This window comes from Vreelandella alkaliphila (assembly GCF_016107625.1).
In the GTDB taxonomy this organism is placed as follows: Bacteria; Pseudomonadota; Gammaproteobacteria; order Pseudomonadales; family Halomonadaceae; genus Vreelandella; species Vreelandella alkaliphila.
Genome location: NZ_JABASV010000002.1, coordinates 432,431 through 455,054, shown reverse-complemented (window position 1 = coordinate 455,054; position 22,624 = coordinate 432,431). Strand labels below are relative to the sequence as shown.

Annotated in this window: 18 protein-coding genes; 8 read left to right on the top strand and 10 right to left on the bottom strand. The window is 51.0% G+C overall.

Translation table 11 applies throughout. The features are described 5' to 3' along the window. Positions 1 to 102: 102 nt before the first annotated feature. Positions 103 to 1,356, bottom strand: coding sequence for a 2-aminoadipate transaminase (locus JFC11_RS05255; RefSeq protein WP_198348897.1), 1,254 nt, complete (start codon positions 1,354 to 1,356; stop codon positions 103 to 105). A 450-nt stretch (positions 1,357 to 1,806) separates the two neighbouring features. Between JFC11_RS05255 and JFC11_RS05250 the strand changes: the two genes are divergently transcribed. The 3 genes from JFC11_RS05250 to JFC11_RS05240 all read left to right on the top strand — a co-directional run bounded on the left by JFC11_RS05250 (position 1,807) and on the right by JFC11_RS05240 (position 5,807). Then, positions 1,807 to 2,832: a TAXI family TRAP transporter solute-binding subunit gene (locus JFC11_RS05250; RefSeq protein ID WP_198348896.1), complete on the top strand. Its 1,026-nt coding sequence runs from the start codon at positions 1,807 to 1,809 to the stop codon at positions 2,830 to 2,832. 153 nt (positions 2,833 to 2,985) lie between these two features. Next, positions 2,986 to 4,845, top strand: coding sequence for a TRAP transporter permease (locus JFC11_RS05245; RefSeq protein ID WP_266100146.1), 1,860 nt, complete (start codon positions 2,986 to 2,988; stop codon positions 4,843 to 4,845). Positions 4,846 to 4,919: 74 nt separating this feature from the next. Next, positions 4,920 to 5,807, top strand: coding sequence for a LysR substrate-binding domain-containing protein (locus tag JFC11_RS05240; protein WP_038479019.1), 888 nt, complete (start codon positions 4,920 to 4,922; stop codon positions 5,805 to 5,807). A 240-nt stretch (positions 5,808 to 6,047) separates the two neighbouring features. Here the strand turns inward: JFC11_RS05240 and JFC11_RS05235 are convergent, their stop codons facing one another. Genes JFC11_RS05235 through JFC11_RS05225 form a run of 3 tightly spaced genes read right to left on the bottom strand, consistent with a single transcriptional unit; the run spans position 6,048 to position 9,771 of the window. Beyond that, a complete protein-coding gene (locus JFC11_RS05235) occupies positions 6,048 to 7,154 on the bottom strand; it encodes a mandelate racemase/muconate lactonizing enzyme family protein (RefSeq protein ID WP_198348895.1) in 1,107 nt (368 codons plus the stop codon). A 14-nt stretch (positions 7,155 to 7,168) separates the two neighbouring features. Further along, positions 7,169 to 8,593, bottom strand: a complete 1,425-nt coding sequence (locus JFC11_RS05230) for a YfcC family protein (protein WP_095603588.1) — start codon at positions 8,591 to 8,593, stop codon at positions 7,169 to 7,171. A 14-nt stretch (positions 8,594 to 8,607) separates the two neighbouring features. Further along, the gene (locus tag JFC11_RS05225; RefSeq protein ID WP_198348894.1) at positions 8,608 to 9,771 is read right to left on the bottom strand and encodes a M20 metallopeptidase family protein; all 1,164 of its coding nucleotides are present in this window, start codon (positions 9,769 to 9,771) and stop codon (positions 8,608 to 8,610) included. A 253-nt stretch (positions 9,772 to 10,024) separates the two neighbouring features. Here JFC11_RS05225 and JFC11_RS05220 point away from each other — a divergent pair, with 253 nt between their 5' ends. Together JFC11_RS05220 and JFC11_RS05215 are read left to right on the top strand one after the other, a co-directional pair. Beyond that, on the top strand, positions 10,025 to 10,906 hold the full coding sequence (locus JFC11_RS05220; protein ID WP_120386180.1) for a LysR family transcriptional regulator: 882 nt from the start codon (positions 10,025 to 10,027) through the stop codon (positions 10,904 to 10,906). Between the two features lie 33 nt (positions 10,907 to 10,939). Further along, complete coding sequence (locus JFC11_RS05215; RefSeq protein WP_038479033.1) at positions 10,940 to 11,416, top strand: NYN domain-containing protein; 477 nt, start codon at positions 10,940 to 10,942, stop codon at positions 11,414 to 11,416. Positions 11,417 to 11,446: 30 nt separating this feature from the next. Here JFC11_RS05215 and JFC11_RS05210 read toward each other — a convergent pair whose 3' ends face one another. After that, on the bottom strand, positions 11,447 to 11,800 hold the full coding sequence (locus JFC11_RS05210) for a hypothetical protein (protein WP_038479037.1): 354 nt from the start codon (positions 11,798 to 11,800) through the stop codon (positions 11,447 to 11,449). A gap of 213 nt (positions 11,801 to 12,013) precedes the next feature. Between JFC11_RS05210 and JFC11_RS05205 the strand changes: the two genes are divergently transcribed. Further along, on the top strand, positions 12,014 to 13,093 hold the full coding sequence (locus tag JFC11_RS05205) for an ADP-ribosylglycohydrolase family protein (RefSeq protein WP_198348893.1): 1,080 nt from the start codon (positions 12,014 to 12,016) through the stop codon (positions 13,091 to 13,093). Positions 13,094 to 13,099: 6 nt separating this feature from the next. On the opposite strand, the gene ovoA is transcribed toward JFC11_RS05205, so the two are convergent. The 4 genes from ovoA to JFC11_RS05185 all read right to left on the bottom strand — a co-directional run bounded on the left by ovoA (position 13,100) and on the right by JFC11_RS05185 (position 17,377). After that, complete coding sequence (gene ovoA / locus JFC11_RS05200) at positions 13,100 to 15,247, bottom strand: 5-histidylcysteine sulfoxide synthase (protein WP_198348892.1); 2,148 nt, start codon at positions 15,245 to 15,247, stop codon at positions 13,100 to 13,102. Positions 15,248 to 15,735: 488 nt separating this feature from the next. After that, entirely contained in the window at positions 15,736 to 16,146 is a 411-nt protein-coding gene (locus JFC11_RS05195; RefSeq protein ID WP_120386177.1) for a DUF1090 domain-containing protein, read from the bottom strand. A gap of 136 nt (positions 16,147 to 16,282) precedes the next feature. Next, the gene (locus tag JFC11_RS05190) at positions 16,283 to 16,666 is read right to left on the bottom strand and encodes a histone-like nucleoid-structuring protein, MvaT/MvaU family (RefSeq protein ID WP_038479048.1); all 384 of its coding nucleotides are present in this window, start codon (positions 16,664 to 16,666) and stop codon (positions 16,283 to 16,285) included. A 192-nt stretch (positions 16,667 to 16,858) separates the two neighbouring features. Next, positions 16,859 to 17,377, bottom strand: a complete 519-nt coding sequence (locus JFC11_RS05185; RefSeq protein WP_095603580.1) for an AmiS/UreI family transporter — start codon at positions 17,375 to 17,377, stop codon at positions 16,859 to 16,861. Between the two features lie 533 nt (positions 17,378 to 17,910). Between JFC11_RS05185 and paaX the strand changes: the two genes are divergently transcribed. Continuing rightward, positions 17,911 to 18,837, top strand: coding sequence for a phenylacetic acid degradation operon negative regulatory protein PaaX (paaX, locus tag JFC11_RS05180; RefSeq protein ID WP_089040475.1), 927 nt, complete (start codon positions 17,911 to 17,913; stop codon positions 18,835 to 18,837). Positions 18,838 to 18,942: 105 nt separating this feature from the next. Here paaX and JFC11_RS05175 read toward each other — a convergent pair whose 3' ends face one another. After that, complete coding sequence (locus JFC11_RS05175; RefSeq protein WP_198348891.1) at positions 18,943 to 20,892, bottom strand: sigma-54-dependent Fis family transcriptional regulator; 1,950 nt, start codon at positions 20,890 to 20,892, stop codon at positions 18,943 to 18,945. A 227-nt stretch (positions 20,893 to 21,119) separates the two neighbouring features. Between JFC11_RS05175 and JFC11_RS05170 the strand changes: the two genes are divergently transcribed. Further along, positions 21,120 to 22,604 carry an aldehyde dehydrogenase family protein gene (locus tag JFC11_RS05170; protein WP_038479057.1) on the top strand — a complete coding sequence of 495 codons (1,485 nt, stop codon included), beginning with the start codon at positions 21,120 to 21,122 and terminating at the stop codon, positions 22,602 to 22,604. The last annotated feature ends 20 nt before the right edge of the window (positions 22,605 to 22,624 follow it).

The following is a 22,624-nucleotide window of genomic DNA, read 5'->3' as shown; positions in this document are numbered from 1 at the left end:
TGGCATAGTCCGGGGCAATCTCGCCTTCGAAGCCACGGGCGCGCAAGGCGTCGAGAAACGCCACATAGCCACTTCGCACTGCCACTTCGCTGACCATTGCGATCATGCCTTGAGCGTCTCCAGCGCCTGCTCGATGAGCCCTAGCCCTTCTGACATGACGTCTGGTTCAGTGGTCAATGGCGGCAATAAGCGTAAGACATTACGCTTGCGGCCACTGGGCATTAGCAAAACGCCAGCATCACGCCCCGCAGCCAAGAGGTTAGCTAAGTGCTCTCCCCCCGTAGCATTGTCGGTATCTTCAAAGACGATACCGCGCATCGCGCCAATACCCGTCATGGCTCCTAGCATGGGAAAACGCTCGCTTGCTTTCCAGCGCTGGTAAGCACTCACAATCGCCGCTTCTTGGGCATTACCCCATTCGCTTAGCGCCTCGTCTTGCATGATATCCATCACTGCCAATGCAGCTGCACACGCAACCGCATTGCCTGAATAGGTGCCTCCCAACGCGCCTTTGGGTAAGGCATCCATTAACTCTTTACGCCCTACCAAAGCGGCCAGAGGAAGACCTGAAGCAATGCTTTTTCCTAACAGAATCAGGTCGGGCTCGATGCCGAGGTGACTGAAGCCAAAGCGTTTACCGGTTCGTCCGAAGCCTGATTGGATTTCGTCACAAATCAATAAAATACCGTGCTGATCGCAGATTGCCCGCAGCGCTTTAGCAAACTGGGGGCAAAGTAAGCGAAAACCGCCTTCCCCTTGAATGGGTTCAACGACGACACACGCCACTTCACTGGGAGCAATTTCTACGTCAAATACACGCTCTAGGACCGCCAGCGACTGCTCGGCGGATATCCCACTATCCTGGCTGGGAAACGGCAGGTGATAAACCGGGCCAGGCAACGCGCCTAAACCGGCTTTGTAGGGCTTAACTTTGCCGTTCAAATTGAGCGCGGCCAAGGTGCGGCCATGGAAAGCATCGTCAAAGGCAATCACGCCCTGGCGACCCGTGACACCACGGGCAACTTTCAGAGCATTTTCTGTCGCTTCCGCACCACTGTTCGTCAGCATGCATCCCAGCGGATAAGAAACCGGCACAAACTGGTCAAGTCGCTCTACGACAGAGAGGTAGCCACGGTGCGGCAAGGCATTAAACGCTGAATGCATGAGGGTATCGACCTGAGCCTTGACGGCCTCGACCACCGCTGGATGGCCATGCCCCAAGTTAAGCACACCAATACCGCCAATAAAGTCGATATAACGCTGTCCCGCTTCATCCCATACCTCTGCATTACGCCCTTTAGTAATGCAAACGGGATGGAGGATGCCTAATGCACTGCTGACGTTGGGAAGGTCCATCGTCGAAAACGCTCCTGAAATGACTATGTGTTCCCTTATCAAACAGGTTCATATGGCAGATCACAAACGAAAAAAAACGCTAAATACATGCCAAGCAGGAATGCATTAGGTGTGAACACATGATCAGAAGCATAATCATCCGCCGCTCAGCATAGCCCACTCATTGCTAGCACATATTCCACTAGGAAGACTATAAAAAGAAAACGTCGCGCCGGTCATGCAGATAAAAAGCACAAACCACTGGTTACTTAAGGGATTTCTTAAAAGCCTTTGGTATGACAAAATGGAATGCGTACGCAACTTAATTTCTTTTGTCTGTCGGGCTGCATACGTGAACAATAGCCAGCTATTTTTTCGCGCCATTTTCACTGATCGATCCCCAGACGGTCGGATTGCGAGAATTGCTAAGCAGCAATTTTATTATAAATAATTTAATTAGCAGGAGTTAACATGAAAAACATTACTTCTAAAGTGCTATCACCAAAAGTGCTATCCACAAAAGTGCTATGCGGCGTAGGTGCGACTCTTCTGTTGGCGGGTTGTGGTGGCGACAGCAAACCTAATATCGCTATTGGCCCCCCTGCCAGTACCACTCAAGGCGTTTCCCAACTACTTTTTGATGCCTACGGTATTGGTAGCGATAAGTACAATACCTATCAAGAAGGGTTTGGTGCTGCACTCGATGGTGTGCAAGATGGCAACATCGATATTTCTATCGGTATTCTTGGTTTACCTTCTGGCAGTATCGAGAACTTACAAGCCTCGAGCGGCGATGCGCGCCTAATTAGTTTAAGCGATGACGCTATTGACTATATTGAAGAGAACAGTGCCTATAAGCGCTTTACGATTCCCGCTAATAGCTATGCTTTTCAAAGTGAAGATGTAAACACTATTACGGCTTATGCCATTTTAGTTGGTAACACAAATACTATTGATGAAGACCTGGGTTATGAACTAGCGCGTTTAATGCATGAACATGCTGAAGAAAACACGCACTCCCAGTCTGCGTTCATTACCCTTGAAAATGCACTCAATGGTTCAGAAGGTCTACCCATTCACCCCGGTGCTAAAAAATATTACGAAGAGCAAGGCCTCACCGTAAATAACCCGGTTGCGGAGCTTGGCGAAACTGAAGCCAAAGAAGAGTTTATTTTAGGTACCGGTAGCCAAGGCGGCACTTACTACCCTCTAGGCGGTGAGATGGCCACCATTTGGAACCGTTACCTGGAAAGCTATAACTTCACCAATATTGAAACTGGCGCTTCAATCGAAAACTTAGTGAGCATTCGTGATAACGGTATGGATCTCGGGATGACCGTACACGCACCGGCACAAGATGCCGTTGCCGGACGCGGAGAGTTCGAAAGTGGCGCGATTGATAACGTTGCCTTTATCGGACACATTTACCCTGAAGTCATTCAGATTGTGACCCGTGAACGCTCCAATATTGACAGCCTAAGTGATCTAACCGATTGATGTTTCCCTTTCGCCGCTGGCTAAGCCAGCGGCGTTATATGTATGAGGTTTAATCGTGGATAAAAAAAAACTCCTGACGAAGCGGCGCTTTTAGAAAAGTATGATCGTGAGTCACAAGTACGTTCTGCACTACAGCTAGGCAAGTGGGGTTGGCTGATCACCCTAATGGGTGTATCACTGACTTGCTTTCATCTCTATACCGGTTATTTTGGTACGCTACCGTCACAGCAGCAAGGTGCCGTCCACTTAGGGCTTGCCTTGGGGATGATCTTTATCTTATTCCCTGCAACGCGCGGTGCGGGCAGGCGTAATGGCGTGCCGTGGTACGACGTAATACTCGCCTTCGTAGCCACCTTTGCCGCCTACTATAAAATCCTATTTTATGAAGAAGTCCTGCGTGCAAGGGTTACGGGCTATTCAGCCGTTGACCTAACGATTGCCGCACTCGGCGTACTGTTTGTACTAGAAGCAACTCGCCGTACTGTTGGTATGCCAATTGTTGTCATGGCTACGTTGGCAATTCTCTATGCGCTGTTTGGCAACTTGATCCCTAGCCCTTTGCTTTCTCATCCGGGCTTCTCTCTTGAGCAGGTGTCTCCCTACTTATGGTTTAGGGAAAGCGGCGTTTTTGGTACGCCCCTGCAAATATCGGCGCGCTTTATCTTCTTGTTCTTGTTTTTCGGCGTTGTTCTGATGCATACCGGCGTCGGCCGATTCTTTAATGACTTAGCCTTTGCGTTAACCGGGCGCTTTACGGGTGGGGCTGGCAAAGCCGCCGTTATAGCAAGCTCGCTTCAGGGTATGATTTCGGGAAGCTCTATCGGCAACACCGTGGCTTCTGGCTCTTTCACCATTCCTATGATGAAAAATGCCCGCTTCAAGCCCGAAGTAGCAGGAGCAGTCGAAGCGTCAGCCTCTACCGGCGGGCAGATCATGCCGCCCTTAATGGGTGCTGCGGCTTTTATCATGGTGGAGTACGTGGGCGTCTCTTACCGCGAAATCATGTTTTCGGCGCTGATTCCCGCCATTCTCTATTTTGCGGGTATTTTTATCGGGGTGCATTTCGAAGCCAAACGTCATCGCATTCTCGGCCTTCCTAAAGATCAATTGCCCAGCAAGCGTAAGCTGATACTGTCAAAAGGCTACATGTTGCTGCCTTTACTCGTCATTATTACGACTATTAGCGTTGGCTTTACCGCTCAACGGGCAGCGCTACTGGGTATCGCATGTGCGTTTGCTGTCAGTTTGGCTCGCAAAGAAACACGCCCTTCGTTAAAAGATATATTGGTTATTTTTGAAAAAGGGGCGCGCGTGGCACTGCCAGTGATCGCAGCGGTCGCTTGCGCAGGCATTATCGCTGGCGTGGTAGGCATGACAGGAATGGGGTCAAAATTTGCTGCTGGCATTATTAGCTTAGCTGACGGCGTTTTGATACTTGCGCTGTTGTTCACAATGATTGCCTGTATTGTCTTGGGCATGGGATTACCCACAACAGCAAACTATGTGGTCACTGCCACCATTGCCGCACCAGCACTGATTAATGAGTTCGGCCTTCCGCCAATGGCAGTACATTTGTTTGTCTTTTATTTCGGCATCATCGCCGATATTACGCCTCCCGTGTGTTTAGCCGCGTTTGCGGGTGCAGGCATTGCACAAGCCAACCCAATGAAGACCGGCTTTACGGCGGTTAAATTGGCGATTGGTGCGTTTATTATTCCTTATGCCTTCATTTATAATCCTGTGCTGGTATTAGTCGAACCTACGCTGCTAGGTCTTTTAAGCGCGCTGTTCTTTTCACTCGTAGGGATTATGGGCGTCAGCAGCGCACTACTCGGTTACTTTGTGCGTGATTCCTTCTTCGGGGAGCGTCTGGTACTGTTAGTCGCAGGGCTTGCCATGGTGGTTCCCGAGTTGCTAACCAGCGGCTTAGGCTTGCTTGCCATGGTGACAGTGGGCTGGCTTCAGTCGCGCCGACCTGATAAATCCCAGGAGGCTGCAACGCTCGCCCAATGAGCCATTATAAAAGCCTAGCTTCCCCCCGGCGCTTAGTCGCCGGGGCGGCTTTCAGGTCATCAGGAGCGCCAGGTTTGGCATCACGCAATCTTCCTTCTACAGCGGCTATGCAATGCTTTGAAGCAGCCGCACGCCATATGAGCTTTACTCGCGCAGCAGACGAGCTAAACCTCACCCAAAGTGCTGTCAGCAAACAAGTCGCGCACCTCGAAGCCACCTTGCAACACAAGCTATTTCGTCGCGTGCGACGTAGCTTGCTGCTAACCCCAGAAGGGGCCATTTTTTTAAGTGACGTACGCAAAGTGCTCACTCAAATTGAGATGTCGACGCAAGCGATAATGACCTACAGCGGTAATAGCGAGGTTCTTAAAATCGCCACCTTACCTAGCTTCGGTAGCCGCTGGTTGGCCAATAAGTTGCCCACCTTTTTAGCCGCCAATCCAGGCATTAGTTTGGAGTTTCATGACCGCGTAAAAGATTTCGATCTTGAGCAGCAAGATATCGATATTGCTCTGTTTTATGGGCATGGCAGTTGGCCAAGCCTTGCTTGTCATAAGCTTATTGATGAGGATATGGTCGCGGTTGCCTCCCCTGAATTACTCGCTCGGCACCCCATCCAGTCAGTGGATGACTTAACACAACTACCGCTGCTGCATCTCTCGACACGCCCTGACGCATGGCACCATTGGTTTGCAAACCAAGAGATCATCACTGACCGTAGCTATCATGGCACCCGCTTCGAGACCTTTCCTATGCTGGTGCGAACGGCAATGGCAGGCGGTGGGGTCGCCCTGGTTCCTCACTTTACCGTCGATGAAGAGTTGGAAGGTGGCCGACTGGCAGTCGCTTGGCCATATCGATTGCTCAGTGAGAGTGCTTATTATCTTGTTTACCCTGAACACTTGGGGGAACTCGCCAAAGTGCGACGCTTTGTAGAGCATGTTACCCAGTTTAGTGATTGATACTGGCACAATACTACGCACTGCTATGTTTAGCTAAACAACTAGCCATTGCTTTTTGCCAAACAATTACCTCATTTAATCCCTATTAAAAGCTTAACGCCTATAAAAAGCTTAACGCTATTAATATGTTTATATATTCATACGCTTGAGATTTTATAACAGCATTGATAACTATCGGGCAGAAGCACCAAAGAAGAGAACATCTTCTTACTTCACTCCTGCCCGAGAGTACATCTTGGTTCAGTCAATGGTATCGACAAATTCGCTGAGATCCCGCACTCGACTCCTGTCGATAGTCACGCCAAGTCCAGGTGAGTCGTCCAACACAATATGCGTTTCATCTCCCGGCATCTGCGCAACATCTTCGCCAATCATGGCGGGCCCCACCAAGTCATTCGCAATAATATTGGGGTGCGCCAGCGCTAGGTGGGCACCCGCGAGCGTCGCGATCGAGGACTCCACCATAGAGCCGATCTGGCAGGGTATATCAGCCGCCATTCCGACCTCTGCCATCGCCATAGCAGGGCGTAAGCCAGAGGATTTCATTAACTTAATGTTAACCATGTCAGCGGCGTTTAGTTGAATCACCTCCAGCATTTCTTTAACACCATGAATAGGCTCATCAGCCATAATCATCGCATCAGTTGACTGAGTCACACGTGCCATGGCGGCGAGGTTCTCCATAGCGACGGGCTGTTCAAACCAATCCACTTGATAGGGCGCTGCATGCCGAATGACCTGAAGTGCTTGCTTTGCACTCCATCCTTGATTGGCATCTACACGCAGCGCAATCGATCGATCTAGTGCTTCTCTAACCCGTGCAATCCGCTCAACATCATGTTCCGGCGTATCGCCCAGTTTGATTTTGATGGACTGATAACCGCGTCGAGCAGCCTCTTTCGCCTGACGCGCCATCTCCTCCGGCGCTAACATGCTGATAACGTATGGAAGTTCCAATCTAGCATGGCTACGCCCACCTAGCAGCGCATAAAGCGGCTTTCCGCATTCACGCGCCACTAGGTCGTGAAGCGCAATATCGAGAGCTGCTTTAGCCGAGGGATTATGGCGAATTTTACGGTTGGCGACATGATGGAATTGCGCAATATCACTGGCGTCGGCGCCCATTAGTAACGGCGCTAGCTCACGGGTGATGATTTCTCGGGCGCCAAGATACGTCTCTCCAGACACATGCTGATCTACCACGGCTTCACCCCAGCCAACCTGGCCAGAAGCAGTTTCGATGCTGACAATCAGGCTGGCGATATCGTGATAAGTGTCATAGGCAATTTTAAACGGTTGCTTAAGTGGAAGACGTACACCATATACCGTGATTTTGTTAATACGCATTATTGATGCCTTATTTATGTCCAGGAAAAGATCTGAGCCAAAGTAATCATCAGACTTGCCATACCCAGCTGAAGAATCGCTAATGGCAGTATCCATTTGATCCACTTACTCCACGACACACCTGCCACCGCAAGCCCTGCCATGAAATATCCTGACGTTGGAGTAAGTATATTGGAGATGCCATCACCAAACTGAAACGCAAGAACAGCTGTCTGACGGGTCACTCCCACAAGATCTGCAAGAGGTACCATTAGAGGCATTGTCAGTGCTGCTTGGCCACTGCCAGAAGGGACTAAGAAGTTCAGGACAAGTTGAACAAAAAACATACATACCGCAGTAACCACTGCGGGCATTCCGCTCAGCAGCCCTTCGAGATGATAAAGAATCGTATCCAGGATATCCCCATTTCTCAGAATCACCAGGATGCCAAAGGCAAAGCCCACTACCAGTGCCCCCATCGCAATCTCCTGAATGCCCTCAACAAAGTGGTCGGCAATTTTATTCGGATTCATACGCGCAAATGCGCCGATTAAAATAGCCATCAAGAGAAAGGCGCCGGACATCTCACCGATATACCAGCCATGGCGTATCACCCCATAGGCAATAACGAGAATAGTGCCTACAAAAGTAGCGAGGACGAGTTTATCGGCAACCGATAACGCGCCTGGATCCTCATTGGCTTGCGGTTTGCCAAATTGGCGGCGGTCGCTATTAAAGACAGGGCTCGCTTCGGGGTGAGCTTTCACTTTGGCCGCATAGCGAGTGACGAAAGCAATACTGACGCTGACGAATATTAGCCAGTAACAGGCCCGCAGGGTCATTCCAGAAAACATCGGGAGTTCAGCGATATCCTGAGCAACGCCAACGGTAAAAGGATTCATAAACGCTGCAGAGAAACCAGCACCAGCACCTACCAGTGGTACCGCTGCGGCCGTAATAGAGTCATACCCCAGCATACGCAGTAACGGTGCGAGGATAATGATAAAGGCAATTGTTTCTTCTGCGAGCCCGAAGGTTGCTCCTCCCATCGCAAATAAAAGCATCAGTAAAGGTATAAGAATGAGATCACGTCCAGTAAGCGCATTACTGATACTGGCAACAACTTTTTGTAAGACCCCGGTTGCTTTTAGAACGCCAAACGCGCCCCCCGAGATAAAAATAAAGAAGATGATGCTACTGCCTTCCCCCATACCCTCAAAGACCGCCATGAAAGGACTTAACCAGCCAGCTTCTTGCGCTTCCACCGCCGCATAACTGTCTGGCACTACAACCGTACGCCCTTGCTCATTGGTTACACGCTCATAGCTACCCGCCTGAAGAAAGTGGGTTGATAAAGCAGCGAGACAGATAAAGCTAAATAACACGACAAAAATATGCGGGAAGCGAAATGTTGGTCGTGAACTCTTCTCGTGTGTCATTGTTTTTTCGAGAGGTGTCATGGGGTGTCCCCAGTTTATTGATGGTTATCGAGAAACTGCATTGCCACATTTGTCAGGAAGTCGCTTCCAATCGACAGAATGGCATCGTTAAAGTCATAGTCAGGCTGGTGAAGTTTCGGTATTTGTGGCCCTGAACCATTGCCAATCCATGCATAGGCACCAGGAATATGGGTAAGAAAAGCTCCCATATCATCAGCTCCCATGCTGACTGGGTGCTCTACCAGCTGTTCATGCCCCCAACGCTGCACCACCACATCGCGGCACAGTTGGGCACAACCGCGGTCATTGGCAACCGCTGGTGTTGAAGGAACGTAATCGAGTGTGACGTCGCATCCTGTTGCCTTGGAAACCCCTTCTGCCACGTCGCTAATCCGCTTCTCAAGGCGTTTGCGTAGCTCGGGTTTAAAGCAGCGCGCGGTACCCGTCAGCCGAGCAGTCGCCGGAATAATATTGCTAGCATGGCCGCTTTGCAGACTGCCGAGACTGATAACAGCGATGTCCTGGGGGTCAATATTACGACTGACAATCTGTTGAATGGCGGTTGTAAATAGGCTGGCCGCGACGATGGGGTCTGTTGTGAGATGAGGCATCGCTCCATGTCCACCCGTAGAGTGGAACGTCACCTCAAAGTCGTCGCTTGATGCCATGTGAGGGACGTCATGGATAACAAAACGCCCGGCATCTACACCTGGCCAATTGTGCAGTCCAAATATTGCATCAAGAGAGAATCTCTCCTGAAGCCCCTCCGCAAGCATCGCTTCAGCACCAGTACCAATTTCCTCGGCGGGTTGAAAAATCAACACAATATTTCCCTGAGCTGGGCGCTGGTTAACCAACTGTGCAGCAGCGGCCATCAGCATTGCCGTATGTCCGTCATGCCCACATGCATGCATTACATTTGACTGGCTGGAACGATGCGAAAACTGATTAGCTTCCTCGAGTGGCAAGGCATCGAAGTCGGCTCGAAGCCCAACGGTTGCCCCCTTGCTGGTGCCTTGGATGACGCCGACCACACCGTGGCCACCTATCTTCTCATGCACCTCATCTACCCCCAAGTCACGTAGCATCATTGCAATACGCTCAGCGGTTATAGACTCCTGACCAGATAACTCTGGGTGCTGATGGAGCTCCCTACGAAACGTGATCATTTTCTCAAGCTCAATGGCTGATAACGTCATGAGAGGTAAAACCTTGTTGTAAAGTGGTAAACCTGGGAGAAATGCGCCATCTGGCGTCTGCGATAACACATGCTTATGCAACATGAGCCGCGTACGCCGCTATACGCTTAGCCAGATTGTTTTTGAGTATGTTGTAACGCTTGGTACGAATAAAATACTTCTTCCCGATAGCGTCATACCTTTATGAGATGAGGCTTTAGTTGTATTTTCTGTATGAAATGAGACGCGCATCGTGACGTCTCCGGGAGCGGACATGGACACAAAAAAACTAAGGTACTTCCTGGCGGTGGTCGAAGCGGGTTCGATATCGTCTGCAGCCAAGCAGATACCGATCGCTCAGCCCGCCTTGACGCGACAGATACATCAGCTTGAAGCCGATATCGGAGCAGTCCTGTTTTATCGTGACCGCAAAGGGGTATCTCTGACCCAAGCGGGGCATTACCTATATGCCAACGGGCAGCGTCTACTGTCAGAACTCGAAAGTGTCGCGAAAAAAACACGCGATATTGCCAATGGCTACCGCGAAAGCCTCTCGCTCGGGATTAGCACCATACATCCCTATATTCCTAGCATCACAGCACTTATCAGCAGATTTCGCTCACGCTATCCATCAACGCAGTTAACGCTGGAATCAATGTTGTCAGGTCCTCAGGCAGAGGCGATTCTGGCGGGTCGGCTCGATGCAGGCATTCTATTCATTGAACGAGAAGATGAGCCACGGCTAGATTACTATCCATTAGCCAGTTTTCGTATGGCGGTCTTCACCAGTCGATGCCACCCTCTCATAGCGACTACCCCGACCTCGCTTAAGGATTTTCACGACGCGCCATTCATTCGGTTTAGTCGAACCTCAACACCTGGCAGCTTCGACCGGTTAGACAGGTGCTTTCAGAAGGTAGGCTTCGTACCCAATACTGTTCAGGAGTGTCGCGATGACATCACTATTCGCAGTTTGGTCGCAACGGGAATGGGGTATGCGATTATGCCGAGCATCATGGCACTAGGGGACGAAGACATTGTCGCCTATGAATTAGACGACTTGCCAATAGCCACGGATCTCATGCTTGCTTGGCAAAAGGGGCGTCAGCCAGCGGCAGTAAAAACACTATGCCTGCTCGCCGAAGAATCACATTGATTTCATCATTAACGACAAAAAAGATTATATCTAATGACCAAAGTTGCGATATTTGTTGATATCCAAAACGTATATTACACCGTGCGAGAAGCGTATGGTAAGAACTTTGATTACAACAAATTTTGGGCACAAGTAACCGCAGGAAGAGACGTTGTGGCTGCTTTTTGCTATGCCATCGACAGAGGTGACCAAAAGCAACGGGAGTTTCAAAATATACTCAGAGCAATTGGTTTTAATGTAAAACTGAAACCGTTCATCCAACGTTCAGACGGTTCTGCGAAAGGTGACTGGGATGTTGGCATTGCTCTCGATGCAATGGAATATGCAGAACAAGCAGATGTTATTGTATTAGTGTCCGGCGATGGAGACTTTGATCTTTTAGTCAACAAAATACGCGTTAAGCATGGTAAAAAAGTTGAGGTTTATGGTGTTCCCCAACTTACGGCAGCATCATTAATAAATGAGGCCAATGAGTTTATAGCGATAGATCGTTCGCTCTTGCTACGTTAGGTTGCTAATAGCGTCGCTTAACTACAGAGGTTATTCGCCTGGTAACTGATCGACCCGCGTGAGGGTAAGCCGCCGCCCCTCATTCGGAGAGAAGTGAAACTGGCCTTCTACCTCCACACTTTCATCTAAATAGGGCGCTATTTCCTGGTGGAGAAATATCTCAACCCGATTAAGCTGTTCGTCTTCGATCCAATAATGAAGGGGGTCGTTGAAATGCCGCACGACGCCCTGGGTCACGATTTGCCTATCATCAAAGGCAGCTGGGTTGTTCACCAGCATGGGCAATGGCACCGTTACGGTTAGTTGCCCGCGACATCCGCTGACAAGAGTTACCATCAGCAGCATAGCTACCATAAGGCCAAGGCGTTTTTGAAGTGATTTCATTGCGATGCTCCCTTCACTGTTGTTTGTCTTTTTGATCTCTATAGGCGTGGCCAGTATTAGCTTCGCAGGCGGACTGTACTCCCGCCATCCTCTCTATTTCTTGTACATACTTTATATTCGCGATGGCTCGCGGTAATGTTAACGCTCAATTTATGTCTTGCGTTGCTTAATACTGCATTTTCACAGCGAAACATAACGCTAAAGAGCCAGCCCATGACCCACACTGTGTTAGCAAGAGCGACTGCCGCGCTTAAAAACCTATTTATTGGCGATGCACTGGCCATGCCCGTTCACTGGTTCTATAACGTTCACGATATCGATAGCGCTTTTCCAGGTGGGATAAAAACATTTGAAGCGCCTCCTAAATTCCACCCTTCCTCGATTATGTCGATGCACTCTACCAGTGGCGGTGGTCGCAAACGTGCAGCGATTAGTCAACAGCCTGAGATTGTTGGCGGTGTCATTCTGAAAGGAAAGCAGTCGTACTGGGATCGCCCAAATGTACATTATCACCAGGGCATGGCTCCTGGAGATAACACGCTCAATGCACACTGTGCGTTAGCGCTAATGAAAACCATGACGGCGCCAGAGCAGCACTATAATAGTGACACCTTCCTTCAAGCTTATATCCGCATGATGACGGCAGAGACACCAGCCCACCCGGATACCTATGCCGAATCTTACCACCGCGGCTTTTTTGCAAATCTTGAAAAGGGATTGCCGCCCAAACAGTGTGGTGCGGTGACTCACGATACGCCTTCCATTGGAGGCTTAGTGACAATTGCCCCGCTGGTAATTGGCGAACGTATGAAGGGCACCTCTCTGACAGATACACGTAAGCTTTGCCGACAGCATCTCGCTCTGACACACCCGGACAACTTTCTCGCCGAGGTTTGCGACGCCTACGTTGAACTGATCGACGGTTTACTATTCCGCGAACGCGAAAGCTCGGTTCAGGAAATGCTACTACAGGGCACACGTGGCTTATCAAAACGTGATCTGACAAAACTCGTTGCTAGCCAATATAGCGAACGCGAAGTCGTCGGAAGTATTTTATCCACAGCCTGTTATATTACTGACGCCTGGCCTGCGGTGCTATATCTTGCCTGCAAACACCAACAGAACCCCCTTAAGGCCTTACAAATCAATGCAGAAATTGGCGGTGACAACGTGCACAGAGGTGCCGTACTAGGTGTATTACTGGGGCTGATCAACGGCGAAGCCGACGAAGATTTGTTTGCCCGGTTAACCGAACATGCGTCGATTAACCGGGCCATTGAGGGTCTTTTTTAAACCTCGCTAGGCACGACGCTCCCATAGCGTGACTTCCGAGAGGCTGTGCTGGTATTTATGCATGGTCTCACGGATCACAAAGGGCACTTTTTCAGGGGCGCTAATCATCCGGAAATTGGGTTCAAGCAGCGCTTTAAGGCCATCCAACGTGCTAACGTTTTCACCATCTTTCTTGAACCCACCAATCCACTCTTCCTTGGGCGTGTACTCTTCCAGCCAAGTATAAGGCGAGGCGATCATCAAAATACCGCCTACATTGATGCGCTGATGGATCGTTTGCAGAAACTGTGCAGGCTTGTAGAGTCGGTCGATCAGGTTGGCGGCCAGCACAAGATCATAATTGCTGAACTGCGGCTTGAGATTGCAAGCATCACCTTGATGAAAGCTAACGCGGCTCGCCGACTCTTCCAGCCCCAGACTCGCTAACGTACGCTCCTGGTAGCTGACTAATTCGCCCTCTTCCACACGGGTATAACGCAACACTTTTTGCTCGGCCATCTCCACGCCCTGGCGAATAAAGTTAGCCGAGAAGTCCACGCCATCAACGTGTTCAAACTCGCGGGCCAGCTCAAAACTGGAGCGCCCACTGGCACACCCTAGATCGAGGGCGCGCTTCTTCTGCTTGCCCGACAGGCTGTCCAACGCCCGGTTGGCCAATGCTTGTGGGAAGTTGGCAACGCCAAACCAGTCATCGCCGTAATGAAACTCTGCATACTCAGCCATGCGAGCATCGCTTTCATAATAGGCGCTGGGCAGCGTAACCTCTGCATCCGACACCACATAGCGGAAACCTGCATGCTGAAAAAAATGGCGCCGGAACGCATAGCGTGCACTAAGGCGCGTTTCGTTACCACACGATATCCATGAGCCGCCCTTAATCAGATTATGCTGATTGTCGAAAGTCGGTGTTGTGAAATCATCGTACAGCGGATGAACATCAAACCCAGGGAATGGATAGGTCGGGGTCTCCACCCATTGCCAGACGTTGCCCACGACATCAAACCACTGACCGTGCTGAAAACGAGTCACTGGGCAGGAGGAAGCGCCATGATCCAGATGCAGGTTGGCATTAGCGGGCGAACCACTATTTAGCTCGGTGACACCGGCTTCTTCAACCAAGCGATGCCATTCATCCTCTGTTGGCATGCGTACAGGCTGGCCGATCTGCTCACTTTTCCAGTTGCAGAAGGCTTTGGCTTCATGGAAGTTGACTTCAACAGGCCAATCCCAAGGCATCTCCACTTCTTCTGTCATCAAGCGTAGACACCATTCGTTTTTCCACACCCAAAAAGTGGGGTGCATCGCTTTAGCAAATTTGCGCCAGCTCAACCCTTCTTCAGACCAAAACGTATCGCTCAAATAGCCGCCAGCTTCTACAAACTCAAGAAACTCACTGTTACTCACCAAGAACTGGCTAGCCTTGAACTCATCCACTTCAGCCTTATGATGGCCGTACTCGTTATCCCAGCCGTACCAAGGGTCGTCAAAGGACTTGCCTAAGGTTACCCCTCCCCCTGGCACTGTGATCAGGCTGTTTTCCGGTGGCTCTCCGCTAATGCTCACTGGCTCCCATTCTCTCTGGGGAGTCACCAGATGAAGCTGCTGCTGACGGATTAATACTGACGACGTTTCCAGGTGAATCCGCTCATGCTCAATGCCCATGACAATGGGCCAAAACGGGCTGTCCCAATCAATTGGCAACGAAAGCGGTAGTTCTCGAATCAAGGTGAGTACCGCCGCACGAACCTTGTTGCGGTAGCTCATAACATCACTGACTGACGGCCACTCATAGTGGTCATCATTCAGGTCATCCCAACTCATCTCATCGACGCCAACAGCAAAAATAGACTCCATGTTGGGATCGATACGAGTGGGCAGGAGTTTAGCCAGCACTAGCTTGTTGACGAAAAACGTCGCGGTATGTCCGAGGTAGAAAATCAGTGGATGCCTAAGAGGGATGGACTTCCGAACGTACGCTTCCTCGCTCACTAATGTAGTAAAAAGTGACTCATAGCGGTCAAACGTCGCGGTAAAACAGGTCTCAATATCCCGACGTGTCGCGTCAGGATCATTACCAGCCAGCGTCACAGTGCGGGGGAAAAGGCCGAATGATGTCGATTCCTTCAGCCCAGCTTGGGAATTGGTGGAAGTCATCTCTTGGAGCACCTTTTTATCTTTAAAAACATAAGTTTTCTCGCACCCCGCCCAGGTATGGTGGACTCTCTATCACCACCGCTGAATTGCATTTGCACGAGGCAGATACCTATGATCATTAAAAACCATAAACTTGTACAAAAGCTAGTCTAGCTATACAAAAAGTTAGCCATAGCGCATTTTGTACATTTACATTTCAATAAAAAGAAGGCTTTACACTGGGTGGCGACACATCTATCAATGAAGCATCACTGCCTTCAACAGATGCTTGTTTAAGAACGTGAAGAGTAATGACAAGGTCTGATCCAGCATCAATATGCAGAGATCTGAGCCATTGATGCAGAATTCAAAATGCAGGGAGAGAGAAGGAGGGATAAATACAAGGTAATGTTACAGATGAAAAAACGTTAGCCTCCTTTCATCGGTAGTAAAAAGAGGCTGCTTGGAATAAGCGCATCGCTGCAGCTTACACTCAGTCTTGATGCAGACTATTCGTTAATACGTTGCTGCAGCAAATTCAGTTCTTGTGTGTGCTCTTCAAGCTCACGTACTTCTTCTGCTAATTTTTCACGCCGTTTCTGAATATCGTCTTCGTCGCCCTCTCTGAGAGCCTCCTCAAGTGCTAACTCACGCTCACGTACCTCTTCCTGGCTCTCTCGAACCTCTTCGGCAGCCTCTGTAATCACTTGCTCATTTGTGCAATTCTCTTCGATGGAGTGCAATGCACGCTGCAATCCTCTAACACGATGCTGATTATCGTGTGCTTGAGCGTATTCCAGCTGTTGTCGTAGGACAGTCGCTTTATCTTCACACAACCTTTCTGTTGCGTGCGCTGCTGGCAGCAGTAAAACTCCTGCTGTTGCAGCTAAACTTAAACAACAAAGCCATGTTTTTTTCATTACTCGCTCCTAGCGCTCTACGTGCTTTACAAGGTAAGCGTAAAAAAATATCGACCTTATAAAGATATAGAGATCATTTCCAGCTAGTAAATATACGCCGCTCGCGGTGGAACCGTGCGAGCGACGAATGAACAGATTAGGCGCGTTCTTCTACCACCCAACTAACCACTTCTTCATTGCCGAATTCAGCTTTCCACTCTTTAATGACGTTATGGTTGCCACCACGCGTTTCAACGACCTCCCCCGTGTGTGGGTTCTTGTACACTTTTAGAGGGCGCTTCTTGCGGCCATCGGTACTGCTTATTTTGGTGCCTTTAACAGATGCGGAGCGATATGATGGGTCAAGCATTTCGCATACATCGCGGGCTAGCTTGCCATGCTCTGTCATAAGCGCTTGCAATTTCTCGTTGAACTCCAGCTCTTTTTTCAATTCACTATTGTTTTCAAGCGCTTGCAACTCTTCCTGTAGCTGCTTTAACATCTGCTCTTTCTTGATGTAGTCGCTTAATACTGATGCCATGTATTCATCTCCTTAGTTTTAATTTCTTTGCCATATACTGATAGCACAGTAAAACATGTTAAGAGTGCTACTTCAGCATGGCAGGCGTACTCACGAGCAGGTGTGATTATTAAACGATTATATACCGTGTGATTTCATAATATAGGTGTTCTCAAAAAATTTTAAGTATTATTTACGTTTAGTAACGAACAGCTATGCATTAATAATCCCTAATAATATCAGAACGCCAGGAATCCAACCCGTAAAAACTGCGCAAAATAGTGTATAAATTGCAACTGAATGCTGTATTTTTTTCGCTAATGCTAGCAAGCAAAAGAAGCTGAACCACAAAGCAGACCATGCAAACCAGCTAAATGTATTCCACAGCTCAAAGTTAATTCCTATATCGGCGATAGAGCTTGCTCCAACAAACGCCGCTGTAATACTAACAAAAAAGCAGAACCATCCAAGACCTGCTCCATCCGCCTTTAAAAACTGGTTAGCTCCAACCCAAAGATAAGTAAAAGCAAATAACAAGGTAAATGCCCCCGTGCTAATTGCAGCAGAATTATCCGGTTCTCGGAAAATCAAATAGACAGCAATAATGAAGCTCAACACACCAACCATGATGTTGATAACAGATACCTCTTTGTCACCAATCTTTCCTAGCAGCCATATTCCGTTCACAAACAGTACTGCTCCGACATATAGCAAGGTAAGTCCTAAAATCATCACAACCATTCCTGTAGTTATTTTTTAATTTTTCTGGCGTTTTTAGTTTTCTTTTTCTACTGCTCCACTGCATATTTAATAAATATCTACATACCTCCTCGCCAGACACATCAGCGTTTTAAAAAAGAAAGTAACTTCCAATTAACATGGTCGTCGACGTGTGATCCTGTAACTGCTTCTTTTTATTTTATTTTCATAGAACGATTCACTTTTATTCAAACGACAACCAAGGTCTAGCAGCACATCATGCGAGCTAAGAAAGACCGAAATGGCACCAAGAAACTCTATTTTTAAAACCGGGGGAGTATAGCAGGGGTTACGTAAGCAACCATTGAAATTAGTGTCATATCTTCATAAGAAGCCGCAACGAAATGCTAGCGTCCACGACCTTTGCGATACTAAATCATTCTCCATGATTCACTGATAACCCTGCAGGCCAAATCGCAAAAAAACGTGATACGATAATCTTCTATAAAAGCTATATTTTCTGTCGTTTTGCGACAACTTCATCGTCAAGGGAATCAACACACACCATGTCGTCAGCTACAGACTGCGTCGCTACGCTTATTGATGACTTCCAGAAGCGTCGGCCTATTCGCGCCGGCTCACTGATTATTACTGTCTATGGCGACTCTATCGTTCCACGGGGCGGTACTGTGTGGCTCGGCAGTCTATCGAAACTGGTGGAGCCCATCGGCATCAATGAGCGTCTGGTGCGTACATCGGTTTATCGGCTGACCCATGAAACCTGGCTTCGCGGTGAAAAGGTCGGTCGTCGCAGCTACTATCGGTTAAGTGGCCCTGGGCGGCGCCGTTTTGAACAAGCTTTCAAGCGTGTCTATCACGGTGCCCAGCCACCCTGGTCGGGCCAGTGGACATTGGCGCTGCTGACGCAGCTGCCAGCCGACCGTCGCCAGCAGATTCGTGATGAGCTTGAATGGCTCGGCTTTGGTAGTTTTGCTCAGGGCGTTCTGGCACATCCCACGCTGTCATGCGCGGAAACTATGGTGGCCTTGCAAGAGCTTGATGCGGCAGACGACACAATCGTAATGCAGACACAGACCATGGAGCCTATGACCAGTAAGCCGCTGCGCCTGCAGGTCAGAGACAGCTGGAACCTCGACGAACTCGCCGAGCTTTACCAGCGTTTTCTGGTTAAGTTTCGCCCACTGTGGAATGCGCTCAACGCAGAGAACCATTTAGGGCAGGAAGAGTGCTTCATTGCTCGTACCTTGCTGATTCACGAGTATCGCAAGGTTCAGCTACGTGACCCCCTACTGCCTGACGAACTGCTCCCTACGGCGTGGGAAGGCCGCTACGCCCATCAGCTCTGCCGCAACCTCTATCGGTTGCTCTATGAGCGCGCAGAGCGCTGGCTAGACAGGCACCTAGAAACTGCCGAAGGCCCATTACCAGCCCCCGGCCCCAGCTTCTACCAACGCTTCGGTGGATTGGAATGAACGCCTTACGTGTCTTATGGCGGGGGGCACCTACCCTCCGTTGAGCTAGACAGCCTATAAGGCCAAGCTGGAAGAGACCGTCCAGCTTGGTTGCACTTCACCGGCTCAAGGTGACGCTTCCCCCAGCCGTCGATAAAGCGTCGAGCGGCTGATACCTAGCGTCCGGGCCGCGGCAGTCATGTTTCCCCCATGGGCTTCGAGCGTACGTACCATATGGGTTCGCTCCATTTCTCGCAGTTCTTGGCAACCGTTGCCAGGGTCCTCCGATGTGACCGTATTACGAACGCCACTTTCTATGGGCTGAGCAAGCTTACGCTGCCAACGCGGCGAAAGCCTTTCTATGGTTAGCCGTTGGCACTCTGGCTCAGCTCCCACCAGAGCCGCTTCTAAACAGTGTATTAGTTCCCGCCAGTTGCCGGGCCAAAGGTAGGCAGTCAAACACTCTAATAAGGATTCATCCAGCGCCAGAGAGCGGCCATGTTGGCGACATAGCGCGGCCCAGTGTTGACGAATCTGTCCCGCGAGATCAGCCTGCTCGTTCAGCGTGGGAAGCTCTACTACCACCCCAGCCAGACGATAAAAAAGATCTTCGCGGAAGTCACCGGTTGTCACCAGACTTTCCAAATCGCGATGGCTAGCGGCTATTACTCGGCAGTCGATGGGTACCTCGCGGTGATCGCCCAGAGGCGTCACCACTCTCTCCTGCAACACCCGCAGCAGACGGGCCTGCAGCGCCAGCGGCATGTCACCGATCTCGTCGAGCATCAAAGTGCCACCATTAGCTTGTACCAGACGCCCGCTGTATCCGCCCTTACGGGCGCCGGTAAAGGCGCCTTCCACATAGCCGAATAGCTCCGCCTCGATAAGGCTTTCGGGCAGCGCTGCGCAGTTAAGTGCCACGAAGGGCCGCTGCTCACCGAGACTGCTATGCAGTGCTCGAGCCAACTGCTCTTTTCCGGTGCCAGTTTTGCCCTGCAGCAGTACAGGCAAACCCGCTTCCAGTGCCCGGCTAGCTCGGCGAGCCTCCCGGGCCAGCGCCATGGGCCAGTCCTCCACCAGCGCCTCAAGCCCACGAGAGAGGAATGGTTCGGGTGACGCCGGCATCACCGTGGCTTCTCCGCTAAAAATTGCCGGCTGCCACTGATCCGGGGGATTGAGCCGCCCCACCAGTTGGGCGCCGGTAAGCGGCAGCCCCAGCAAGACCGAACACCGTTCGCATTGACGACAGATTTCCTTCCAGGAATTGCCCAATAATTCTTCAATATGGCGACCAATTAGTGAGACAGAGGCCTCGCCCAGCCATTGGGCGGCCTGAGAATCAACCGCCAAGATCAGCCCCGAGTCGTTCATTGCCACTAGACCACAACTCACGCCGTCCAACTCAGCCAGCGATGCGTGCACCTGGAGCACCCAACGCTGCTGGTAGTGGTGGAAAAACAGCCGTTGCTCCAACGCCCCCGTGAGCTGCTGCACTCGGCGCAGGAAAATTTCTGGTCGAGGGTGATTGGCCTCGAAGGTAAGGTCGATCAATCCTAAACAGTCGCCGTTGAGATCAAACAACGGGGCGGCTACACAGGAAACAGGGTTGTCGGGGAACAGCAGATGCTCGCAGGACTTGACCAGCACCGGTGCCCGCTCGATGAGCGCTAGGGCAGGTGCATTGGTCCCGAACCAGCGTTCATCCAGGTTGATGCCAGCCCCGATGTGAAAGCGATCATTAAGCACGAATCGCTGGCCGTAGCTCTTGAGCACGGTGGCATCCGGGGTGGCCAGCAGCAATTGGCAGCCACGCAGGTCCTCAGTCACTCGCCTGATCAGCGGGTCAGCCAGTTCAATAAGGCGACGATGCATCTCGCGCTGAGCGCGGAGTTCGCCACTGTCGAGCCGCGGCAACTCGGGTAGGCTACCAAGCTGCAGTCCATGCTCAATGCAGCGCTGCCAAGAACGGTCGATACTGGCATCGAGCATGCCCATCGGTAGTTGCTGGCCACGGAGCAGATGTTCACGGGCCTGGAGAATCACGTCGGGGGTTCTCAGGACTGTTTTGGAGATCATGGGCTTCTCCCAGCGAGGTTAGCGAGCTGTCCCAGAATGCGACAGCCGTCGTATCCGGCGACAAAACGGCGGAAGAATATCGTCATAACCAACCTTCAACTCACTGATATTGTTGTGATTATATTATTTCCCTGAGCTGGCACGGGGCTTGCTAGGGAGTATTGGAGGCGTGCAATGCTTAGCACGCACTCAAAACAATCATAAATCAGCCTGACAGGAGCACAACCATGACGCAGCCCTCAACTGCCATTCAAGCTTGGCTGGACAAGAGCCACGCTCTTTTTATTGGCGGCCAGTGGCGCACCGCCGCCAGCGGCCAGATGCTGGATGTCTATAATCCCGCCACCGCGGAAGTGATCAGTCAGGTTCCGGCGGGTGATGCCGCCGATATTGATGCTGCAGTCGGTGCTGCCCGAGAGGCCTTCCGTGACTGGCGCAAGTCGCGGCCAGCCCAGCGTGAAAAGCTGCTGCTGGATCTTGCCGATGCTCTGGAGGCCCGCGCCGATGACTTTGCCCTACTCGAGACACTAGACAACGGCAAGCCAGTGACCTTTTCGCGGCATATGGACGTAGCTCTCGCCATCGACTTTATCCGTTATACTGCGGGCTGGGCCACCAAAATCGAGGGGCGTAGCATGACACCCTCGATGCCTTTCGTGCCCGAAGACAAGCACATTATCGCCTACACCCGCCGCGAGCCCATAGGCGTGGTGGGTGCCATCATCCCCTGGAATTTCCCACTGCTGATGGCAACTTGGAAGGTCGCTCCGGCCCTAGCTGCTGGCTGCAGTATCGTACTCAAGCCCGCCGAGGACACCCCGCTAACCGCCATATTATTGGCAGAACTGGCCGAGCAAGTAGGCTTCCCGGCTGGCACTCTCAACGTCGTCACCGGTCTGGGGCACACCGCTGGAGCAGCGCTGGCCAGCCACCCAGGAATCAACAAGATAGCCTTCACCGGATCGACCCCCGTGGGTAAGCAAATCGGGCATTCCGCCATGGAGAACCTGACCCGTACCACCCTGGAACTGGGCGGCAAATCGCCGGTGATGGTGCTGGCCGATGCGGATATCGAGGCAGCCGCTACCGGCGCGGCTCAGGCAATCTTCTTTAACCAGGGGCAGGTGTGTACCGCTGGGTCGAGGATCTATGTACATGAGTCGATCCACGATACCTTCGTCACCAAACTCGCCGAACAGGCCCAGAAGCTGACGCTAGCGCCGGGCTGGGAACCCACCAGCACCCTCGGCCCGCTGGTCTCCTCTAAACAGCAGCACCGGGTGCTGGCGTATATCGAACAAGCGCGCAGCGACGGCGGCACCATCGTCACCGGCGGTGGTAAAGGCAGTGAAATCGGCTACTTCGTCGAGCCGACGGTGATCACCGGCTTGGCCCAGGAAAGCCGCTGTGTGCAAGAGGAGATCTTCGGTCCGGTGGTCGTGGTCCAGACCTTCCGCGATCTTAACGAACTGGTGTTACTGGCCAACGACTCTCCTTATGGACTGGCCGCCAGCATCTGGTCCAACGATCTTGCCGCGGTCAATCGCCTGGTACCAGAAATAGAGGCCGGTAGTATTTGGGTCAACGGCCACAACCTGTTGGATGCCTGCATGCCCTTCGGCGGCTTCAAACAGTCAGGCATTGGCCGCGAGCTCGGCGATTCACTGATCGAGCATTACACAGAGCAGAAATCGGTTGTGATGATCGTTTGATATAACCAAGTCCTGGCACC

Bases quoted from the DNA above. Each gene is read 5' to 3' on its own strand.
- JFC11_RS05205 (WP_198348893.1), top strand. From the start codon at position 12,014: ATGACCCACACTGTGTTAGCAAGAGCGACTGCCGCGCTTAAAAACCTA.
- paaX (WP_089040475.1), top strand. From the start codon at position 17,911: ATGTCGTCAGCTACAGACTGCGTCGCTACGCTTATTGATGACTTCCAG.
- JFC11_RS05215 (WP_038479033.1), top strand. From the start codon at position 10,940: ATGACCAAAGTTGCGATATTTGTTGATATCCAAAACGTATATTACACC.
- JFC11_RS05230 (WP_095603588.1), bottom strand. From the start codon at position 8,593: ATGACACCTCTCGAAAAAACAATGACACACGAGAAGAGTTCACGACCA.
- JFC11_RS05255 (WP_198348897.1), bottom strand. From the start codon at position 1,356: ATGGACCTTCCCAACGTCAGCAGTGCATTAGGCATCCTCCATCCCGTT.
- JFC11_RS05190 (WP_038479048.1), bottom strand. From the start codon at position 16,666: ATGGCATCAGTATTAAGCGACTACATCAAGAAAGAGCAGATGTTAAAG.
- JFC11_RS05210 (WP_038479037.1), bottom strand. From the start codon at position 11,800: ATGAAATCACTTCAAAAACGCCTTGGCCTTATGGTAGCTATGCTGCTG.
- JFC11_RS05235 (WP_198348895.1), bottom strand. From the start codon at position 7,154: ATGCGTATTAACAAAATCACGGTATATGGTGTACGTCTTCCACTTAAG.
- JFC11_RS05195 (WP_120386177.1), bottom strand. From the start codon at position 16,146: ATGAAAAAAACATGGCTTTGTTGTTTAAGTTTAGCTGCAACAGCAGGA.
- JFC11_RS05170 (WP_038479057.1), top strand. From the start codon at position 21,120: ATGACGCAGCCCTCAACTGCCATTCAAGCTTGGCTGGACAAGAGCCAC.
- JFC11_RS05250 (WP_198348896.1), top strand. From the start codon at position 1,807: ATGAAAAACATTACTTCTAAAGTGCTATCACCAAAAGTGCTATCCACA.
- ovoA (WP_198348892.1), bottom strand. From the start codon at position 15,247: ATGACTTCCACCAATTCCCAAGCTGGGCTGAAGGAATCGACATCATTC.
- JFC11_RS05175 (WP_198348891.1), bottom strand. From the start codon at position 20,892: ATGATCTCCAAAACAGTCCTGAGAACCCCCGACGTGATTCTCCAGGCC.
- JFC11_RS05225 (WP_198348894.1), bottom strand. From the start codon at position 9,771: ATGACGTTATCAGCCATTGAGCTTGAGAAAATGATCACGTTTCGTAGG.
- JFC11_RS05185 (WP_095603580.1), bottom strand. From the start codon at position 17,377: ATGATTTTAGGACTTACCTTGCTATATGTCGGAGCAGTACTGTTTGTG.
- JFC11_RS05220 (WP_120386180.1), top strand. From the start codon at position 10,025: ATGGACACAAAAAAACTAAGGTACTTCCTGGCGGTGGTCGAAGCGGGT.